At 63.1% G+C, this 7,708-nt stretch carries 7 protein-coding genes and 1 riboswitch; of the genes, 5 read left to right on the top strand and 2 right to left on the bottom strand.

Translation table 11 applies throughout. From position 1 onward, the window contains the following. Positions 1–18: 18 nt before the first annotated feature. Positions 19–124: riboswitch (TPP riboswitch) on the bottom strand. 196 nt (positions 125–320) lie between these two features. Next, positions 321–1,760, top strand: a complete 1,440-nt coding sequence (locus AC3ZU9_RS26065) for a TolC family outer membrane protein (RefSeq protein ID WP_012721888.1) — start codon at positions 321–323, stop codon at positions 1,758–1,760. A 121-nt stretch (positions 1,761–1,881) separates the two neighbouring features. Here AC3ZU9_RS26065 and waaA read toward each other — a convergent pair whose 3' ends face one another. Both waaA and AC3ZU9_RS26055 read right to left on the bottom strand, forming a co-directional pair. Then, entirely contained in the window at positions 1,882–3,159 is a 1,278-nt protein-coding gene (gene waaA / locus AC3ZU9_RS26060) for a lipid IV(A) 3-deoxy-D-manno-octulosonic acid transferase (protein WP_320400152.1), read from the bottom strand. 23 nt (positions 3,160–3,182) lie between these two features. Beyond that, positions 3,183–4,073: a LysR family transcriptional regulator gene (locus tag AC3ZU9_RS26055; RefSeq protein WP_012721886.1), complete on the bottom strand. Its 891-nt coding sequence runs from the start codon at positions 4,071–4,073 to the stop codon at positions 3,183–3,185. 102 nt (positions 4,074–4,175) lie between these two features. Here AC3ZU9_RS26055 and AC3ZU9_RS26050 point away from each other — a divergent pair, with 102 nt between their 5' ends. From AC3ZU9_RS26050 to AC3ZU9_RS26035, 4 genes are read left to right on the top strand one after another with little or no spacing between them, the layout of a single operon-like run. Beyond that, positions 4,176–4,511 (top strand): DMT family transporter, encoded by a 336-nt coding sequence (locus tag AC3ZU9_RS26050; RefSeq protein ID WP_012721885.1) that lies wholly within the window; start codon positions 4,176–4,178, stop codon positions 4,509–4,511. A 55-nt stretch (positions 4,512–4,566) separates the two neighbouring features. After that, positions 4,567–5,742 (top strand): NAD(P)/FAD-dependent oxidoreductase, encoded by a 1,176-nt coding sequence (locus AC3ZU9_RS26045; protein ID WP_490091538.1) that lies wholly within the window; start codon positions 4,567–4,569, stop codon positions 5,740–5,742. Next, positions 5,739–6,551 carry an aldo/keto reductase gene (locus AC3ZU9_RS26040; protein ID WP_012721883.1) on the top strand — a complete coding sequence of 271 codons (813 nt, stop codon included), beginning with the start codon at positions 5,739–5,741 and terminating at the stop codon, positions 6,549–6,551. The genes AC3ZU9_RS26045 and AC3ZU9_RS26040 overlap by 4 nt, the downstream gene beginning before the upstream one ends. A 41-nt stretch (positions 6,552–6,592) precedes the next feature. Continuing rightward, on the top strand, positions 6,593–7,552 hold the full coding sequence (locus tag AC3ZU9_RS26035) for a hypothetical protein (protein ID WP_012721882.1): 960 nt from the start codon (positions 6,593–6,595) through the stop codon (positions 7,550–7,552). Positions 7,553–7,708: the final 156 nt, after the last annotated feature.

Here is a 7,708-nt window from a genome sequence, read left to right as displayed (position 1 = left end):
CACAAGAGGACTCGCCGGGTGACGAGAAATCTTGTTCCCTACGCAGGCGCTAACCTGATCAGGTTCAACGGGATCCGGTATTTACCGATCTCAGCCTTCCAACAAGGCACCCCGACAAGAACGCGGCCAGTCTAGACCATGCCATGGGGAAATTGCCAATGGCGGTGCATTCAGCGTGATGAATGGCTCTTTTGCAGGATTGTTGTGTGGTGATCGCGCCACTACACTCGGTGACTGCTCAAGCCCTTGACGCTAGGCGTTCGCCGACTTAGCCTTGAGCGCCAAATTACAATCGTAATATTCAAACTAGGGATCGCCTCATGCTGCGCAAACTTTCACTGGCTCTCGCCGTGTCTTGTGCGACCAACGGAATGGTCTGGGCAGCTGAAGCGCCCTTGTCCGCCAAAACTGATTTGGTCAGCGTCTACCAGGAAGCGGTGGACAACAACGCCGACCTGGCCGCTGCCCGCGCCCAGTACGGCGCGCAAAAAGAAGTGGTGCCCCAGGCCCGTGCCGGGCTGCTGCCCAACCTGTCGGGCGGTGCCGATATCAACAACGTGCGCACCCAGATCGACACCCCGGCCGCCACCGCCAACCGCGATGCGCATTCCTGGCGCGCGACCTTGAGCCAGCCGCTGTTCCGCGCCGACCGCTGGTTCCAGTTGCAGGCTGCCGAGGCCACCAACGAACAGGCCGCGCTGCAATTGTCGGCCACGGAACAAAACCTGATCCTGCAAAGCGCCGAAAGCTACTTTGCCGTGCTGCGCGCCCAAGACAACCTGGCCTCGACCAAGGCCGAAGAAAACGCCTTCAAGCGCCAGCTGGACCAGTCCAACGAGCGCTTTGACGTGGGCCTGTCGGACAAGACCGACGTGCTGCAATCCCAAGCCAGCTACGACACTGCCCGTGCCAATCGGATCCTGGCCCAGCGCCAAGTGGAAGACGCCTTTGAAGCACTGATCACCCTGACCAACCGCCAGTACAACTCGATCCAGGGCATCGTCCACACGCTGCCGGTGCTACCGCCGCTGCCAAACGACGCCAAGGCCTGGGTTGAAACCGCCGGCCGCCAGAACCTTAACCTGCTCGCCAGCAACTACGCCGTTACCGCCGCCGAAGAAACCCTCAAGCAGCGCAAGGCCGGGCATGCCCCGACGCTCGACGCAGTGGCGCAATATGAAAAAGGCGATAACGACGCCCTTGGTTTCAGCAACCCGAATGCCTTCGGCACCCCCTATCGCGGCGATGTGGAACAACGCACCATCGGCCTGCGCCTGAACATCCCGCTCTACAGCGGTGGGCTGACCAGTTCACAAGTGCGTGAATCCTACTCGCGCCTGGGCCAGACCGAGCAACAGCGCGAAGGCCTGCGCCGCCAGGTGGTGGAAAACACCCGCAACCTGCACCGTGCGGTGAACACCGATGTGGAACAGGTACAGGCACGCCGCCAGTCGATCATCTCCAACCAGAGCGCGGTGGAAGCCACGGAAATCGGTTACCAGGTGGGGACGCGCAACATCGTCGACGTCTTGGATTCCCAACGCCAGCTCTACGCATCGGTGCGCAACTACAACAACAGCCGCTATGACTACATCCTCGACAACCTGCGCTTGAAGCAGGCGGCGGGCACCTTGAACCCAGGTGACCTGCAGGACTTGGCGCGCTACCTCAAGGCTGACTACAACCCCGACCGCGACTTCCTGCCGCCGGACCTGGCCAAGGCGGCGGCCGAACAGCTCAAGGCCCGCCCCGCCAACTGAATCCACTGCAAACCCATGTGGGAGGGGGCTTGCCCCGATAGCAGAGTGTCAGGCACTGTATAGGTGACTGATCTACCGCCATCGGGGGCAAGCCCCCTCCCACATTTGATTAGGTGGTGATTCAGTTAGCTAGCAGTCGACCTAAACCATCCAGTAAACGCCTCAACGCGCCCTGGTTGGCCTGCATCACCTTGAGCCCCGCCTGCGCCATCTTGCGGGCATCCTGCGGCAGTTCGAACAACTGCCGTACGGCCTCAGCCAATCCTTCAGCGTCCTCCACTTCTCGCAATGCACCCGCTTCACGCATCATCGCGGTGATTTCGAGGAAGTTGAACACGTGGGGGCCCATCATCACCGGCTTGGCCAGCGCGGCCGGCTCCAGCGGGTTATGCCCACCGGTCGCCACCAGGCTACCGCCGACAAAGGCGCTGTCGGCCAAGGCATAGAGAAACAGCAGCTCGCCCATGGTGTCGCCGAGCAACACCGAAGTGCCCGCCGTGACCGGCTCGCCGCTGGAACGACGCACCGTGGTAAAACCTTGCTGCTCACACAGTTCGAACATCGGGCCGAAGCGTTCCTGGTGACGCGGCACCAGGATCAGCAGCGCGTTAGGATAGCTTTCGAGCAGTTGACGATGGGCGGCCAGCACCACTTCATCTTCACCTTCATGGGTGCTGGCGGCGATCCACACCGGACGCTCGCTGGCGCCCCATTGCTCGCGCAACGCCGCCGCACGCACCGGTAACTGGGGGTCGATGGTCAGGTCGAACTTGATCGAGCCGGTGACTTCAACGGTTTCCGGTCGGGCGCCGAGGCTCAGGAAGCGCTGGGCTTCGGTCTGCGTCTGCACGGCGAACAAGCTCATCTCAGACAGCATCGGCGCCGTCAGCTTGGCAAAGCGCGCGTAGCCCTTGGCCGAGCGCGCCGACAACCGCGCATTCGCCAATGCCACCGGAATGCCGCGCTGGGCGCAGGCGTGGATATGGTTGGGCCACAGCTCGGTTTCCATGATCACCGCCAGTTTCGGCTGCACACGATCAAGGAAACGCTTGGCGGCGCACGGCAAGTCATAGGGCAAGTAGCAGTGCTGAATTCGAGGTTCATTGGCAAACAGTGCCTGGATGCGCTCGGAACCGGTCGGCGTCATGCAGGTAACGGTGATCGGCAACGTCGGATAGCGTTCCAGCAACCCGCGCACCATCGGCGCGGCAGCGATGCTTTCGCCCACCGATACCGCATGCACCCAGATCCCGCCCGGCTGCATCACCGGCAAGCCATAGGAGAAGCGCTCGCCAACGCGCTTGGCGTAGGCCGGCGCCTTGCGCGCGCGCAGCCACAGACGTAAAGCCACCAAGGGCAGCGCCAGGTAAAACAGACAGCTGTAGAGAGTTCTATTCATGGCGGCGGAGTTTATCGGCTTTTTCAGTCGATCGCCTGCAAGCACTCGGCAAATCGTTTGGCCAGGAAGCGCGCGGCGGGCCCCAGATGCTCGTCGCGCCGCCACACCAGCTCCACCACCAGGGCCGGCGGCGTCCATTCGCTGTCCAGTTCCACCATCTGTTGCTGATAGGTCGGGTACTGCACGATATGCCGGGGCAGCCAGGCCCAGCCCAGGCCACTCATCAACCATTCGGCCAGCACGTAGAAACTGTCGGCACGCCACACCAGCGGACTGGCCGCTTCGCTGCCGGGGTAGACACTGGTCTGGGTCGACATCAGCAACTGCCGGAACTGCGCCAGGCGCTGGCAGGTCACGTACGTTTCCTTGGCCAGCGGGTGATTCACGCCGCACACGGTGACCATCTCCACGCTGCCGACCACCCGCCGTTCGAGGGCTTCGGGGATCTGGTCGTGGTAGAACAGCAAGCCTAAATCAGCCTGGCGCTCCACCAGTTTGCGCGCCACATCGCCCTGGGCCGCGCTGGACAGTTGCACCTCCAGCAACGGGTATTGCACGGCCAGTGCCTCCAGGCTATCGAGCACCGGCTGGAACAACATCGCTTCATCCTGGGCCAGGCGCAGGCAAGCCTCCTCGCCGCGTGTCAATGACAGCGCCCGGCCATTGAGCCGCTCGCACTGGCGCAGCACTTCGCGCGCTTCCTCCAGCAACACGCTGCCGGCTTCGGTCAGCCGCGGCTGGCGGCCGCTGCTACGCTCGAACAGGCTCACGCCCAGGTCCGTCTCCAGCATCGCAATCGCGTTACTGACCGCCGATTGGGCCTTGCGCTGCTGGCGCGCTACCGCCGAAAACGAACGCTGCTCGGCGACGCTGACAAACAGGCGCATCTGCTCCAGATCCCATTGCACGCTCATGGTTCAACCCATCTCTAATTCGGATAGGTAATGACTTTACCCCATCTGATTGAAGGCTAGAATGCCAGCCTTATCTGATTGCATTACCCCGAGGATTGACCCATGAACGCCGCTTACTGCTACCTGGCCATTGCCATCTGCTCGGAAGTGATCGCCACCGTTTCCATGAAAGCCATCAAGGGCTGGAGCACGCCGATCCCACTGCTGCTGGTGATCGTCGGCTACGGCGTGGCGTTCTGGATGCTGACGCTGGTCGTGCGCACGGTGCCGGTGGGCGTGGCCTACGCGGTGTGGGCCGGGATGGGCATTGTGATGGTGAGCATCGCGGCGCTGTTTATCTACGGGCAGAAGCTGGATATTCCGGCGATGCTGGGGATGGGCCTGATTGTGCTGGGCGTGGTAGTGATTCAGTTGTTCTCGAAAACCGCCGGGCACTGACCACCTCTCAACAGCCTGTATACTGCGCCTCTTGTCTTGAACACTGAGGTCGCCCATGCCATCCGTTATTTCCACCGACGTTCTGATTGTCGGCGCCGGGGTTGCCGGCCTCTGGCTGAATGCGCGCCTGCGCCGCCAGGGGTTTTCCACGGTGGTGGTGGAAAGCGCCACCTTGGGGGGCGGGCAAAGCGTGAAGTCCCAGGGGATTATTCACGGCGGTGCGAAATACGCCCTGCACGGCGCGCTCACCGGCGCTTCCGAAGCCATTGCCGATATGCCGCGCCGCTGGCGTGAAGCGTTGGCGGGCAGTGGCGAGCTGGACCTGTCCGGCGTGCGCTTGCTGTCCGAAGCGCATTACCTGTGGTCCCCCGGCACCCTCGCCGGCAACCTCACCAGTTTTTTCGCCAGCAAGGCCGTGCGCGGCCGTGTCGACCAGGTCAAGGGCGACGACCTGCCCCCGGCCCTGCAAGACCGCCGCTTCAAGGGCAAGGTCTATCGCCTGGCGGAGCTGGTCATCGATGTGCCGAGCCTGATTGATCGCCTGGCGCAACTGGCCGGCGATGGTTTGCTTGCCGGGCAACACATCGAACCGTTGCGCGAAGGCGACGCACTGGTAGGCCTGAAGGTCGACGGTCGCGAGATCCGCGCCCAGCGCATCGTGCTGAGTGCCGGCGCCGGCACGGCTGATCTGCTGTCCGCGCTGGGCCTGAGCCAGCCGGCCATGCAGACGCGCCCCTTGCACATGATCATCGCCAAAGGCCCCGGCCTGAAACCGCTGTACGCGCACTGCCTGGGCGGCGGCACCAAGCCGCGCATCACCGTCACCACGCACCCGGCGGCGGATGGCAACTGGGTCTGGTACATGGGCGGCGACATCGCCGAGGCCGATGGCGTGGCCCGCACACCGCAGGAACAGATCGCCACGGCCCAGAAAGAGCTGGCGCAATTGCTGCCGTGGATCGACATGAGCCAGATCCAATGGGCCACGCTGCGCGTCGACCGTGCCGAGCCGCTGCAATCGGGCCTGAGCCGCCCCGACAACGCCTTCCTCGCCGAGCAAGACCGCCTGCTCGTGGGCTGGCCGACCAAACTGGCGTTGGCACCGGACTTCGCTGATCGCGTCATCGGCAGCCTTGAACGTGACGGCATCCGCCCAAGCGCCAGCGAGCCGTTGCCCGACCTGCCAAAACCCGCCATGGGCGTACCTGCCTGGGAGCAACTGTTGCCATGAGCCTACCCACCCTGCACGACCTGCATCGCCCCCTGGGCAGCACCGGCCTGTTGGTCTCGCCGCTGGGCCTGGGCACCGTGAAGCTGGGGCGCGACCAAGGGGTCAAATACCCCAGTGGCTTCCAGATTCCCGGTGACGACGAAGCCCGCATGCTGTTGCGCCAGGCTCGCGAACTGGGGATCAACCTGATCGATACCGCGCCCGCCTATGGCATGAGCGAGGAACGCCTGGGACCGCTGCTGCGTGACCAGCGCAAGGACTGGGTGATTGTCAGCAAGGTCGGTGAAGAGTTCGAGAATGGCGCGTCCAGCCATGACTTCAGCGCCGCTCACACGCGGATGTCCATCGAGCGCAGCTTGAAACGACTTGAAACTGATTTTATCGACCTGGTGCTGGTGCACTCCGACGGCAACGACCTGCACATCCTCAACGACTGCGAGGTGTACGACACGCTGGCGGCGCTGAAGCAGGAAGGCAAGATCCGTGGTTTCGGCTTCTCCGGGAAAACCGTCGAGGGCGGCGTGAAGGCTCTGGAACAGGGCGATTGCGCCATGGTCACCTACAATCTGAACGAACAGGCCGAGAAAGCCGTCATTGAGTATGCAGCGGCACACGGCAAGGGCATCCTGGTGAAAAAAGCCCTGGCCAGCGGCCACGTGTGCCTGGAGCCGGGAATGGATCCAATTCGTGCCAGTTTCATGTTGTTGTTTGCGCAAACGGGCGTCGCCAGTGCTATTGTCGGGACCATTAATCCGCTGCACCTGGCCCATAACGTGGCGACCGCTGCCCAAGTCATTCGTCAACTCTGATGCCGCCGACGCGGCCGACCCCGTCGCAAGAAGGAGCCGACATGCCGCGAACGCTCATAAGAAAAAACCCTAGCAACTTTAAAACACTGCCGCTGCACGTCGAAGCCACCCCCGAAGGCCTGAGCTACCAGAGCGTCGGCATGCCGCTCAACTTTGCCCAGACCCTGCAACGGCGCAAGCCGGTGGAAGTGGCCGACCCCGAGCGTTTCGCCCTGGAACTGGCCAACCTCGGCGTGTCGGTGCGCCTCACCCTGCATTGGCAAAACAAGGACTACTGGGTGCTGGTGCGCCAGCGCCGGCAGGACCGTGGCGACGTGGTGCTCAAGCTGATCTCCGGCTACGTGCCCGCCCATGAACTGAACCTGCCGCTGCACACCGCCATCCAGGAAATTGCCGAAGAATGCCTGCTGGAGACCCCGGAAGGCTGGCTCAGCGGGCGCTTCAACGACACGTGGCTGCCGGCGCCCTACTCGGCCGCGCTGCATTACCGCGAAGCCCTGCCCTTTCGCCTCAGCCCGCTGTCCGGTGCAGCCCGCCCGGTTCGATGCGCCACCACGCAGTTGATCGAACGCCCGCGCGCCTATGTGCACTTGCCCACCGCATCGCTGCAATTGATTTACGACCTGCGTCTTGAAGTCCCCAAGGAAGCCAAATCCCTGAGTTTGTTCCATGTGGACGAGCGCCTGGAAGGCGACCAACTGGTTGCCCGCCTCGACCGTCAGCGCCCCGACCTCTACCTGATGCCGCTGAAAGACGGCCAACCCCAGGCTGAGCTCTACACGGTCAAGAAAGACCAGCTGTACCCGGCGAGCACGCGGGGTTTGTACCTGGCGGAAAGCTTCGCCCAGCAGGAAGGCTGGCTGGTGCGTGAGGAGCGGATTCGCTGGAAGGATTGGCTGCGCCAGCAAGGCCTGGCAGCGCCTGAGAAAGAATCGAAACTAAAGCGCCTGGCCCAACGGGTACTGCGCAAGATCGTGCCGAAGAAAAAAGCCAAGGGCTGAATCAGACTGTAGTGAGCGGGCTTGCCCCGCGCCGGGTGGCGAAGCCGCCCCAAACAGGGCCGCCTCATTGTGTCAGGCACACTGCGTTGTCGGGTTTGGGGTGGCTGCGCCACCCAGCGCGAGGCAAGCTCGCTCACTACACATCGTGTCAGCCGT

Source organism: Pseudomonas sp. A39, from assembly GCF_058145955.1.
Note: the sequence above shows the minus strand (reverse complement) of the source record. Positions and strands in the feature narration are given on the sequence as shown.

Bases quoted from the DNA above. Each gene is read 5' to 3' on its own strand.
- AC3ZU9_RS26055 (WP_012721886.1), bottom strand. From the start codon at position 4,073: ATGAGCGTGCAATGGGATCTGGAGCAGATGCGCCTGTTTGTCAGCGTC.
- AC3ZU9_RS26035 (WP_012721882.1), top strand. From the start codon at position 6,593: ATGCCGCGAACGCTCATAAGAAAAAACCCTAGCAACTTTAAAACACTG.
- waaA (WP_320400152.1), bottom strand. From the start codon at position 3,159: ATGAATAGAACTCTCTACAGCTGTCTGTTTTACCTGGCGCTGCCCTTG.
- AC3ZU9_RS26050 (WP_012721885.1), top strand. From the start codon at position 4,176: ATGAACGCCGCTTACTGCTACCTGGCCATTGCCATCTGCTCGGAAGTG.
- AC3ZU9_RS26045 (WP_490091538.1), top strand. From the start codon at position 4,567: ATGCCATCCGTTATTTCCACCGACGTTCTGATTGTCGGCGCCGGGGTT.
- AC3ZU9_RS26065 (WP_012721888.1), top strand. From the start codon at position 321: ATGCTGCGCAAACTTTCACTGGCTCTCGCCGTGTCTTGTGCGACCAAC.
- AC3ZU9_RS26040 (WP_012721883.1), top strand. From the start codon at position 5,739: ATGAGCCTACCCACCCTGCACGACCTGCATCGCCCCCTGGGCAGCACC.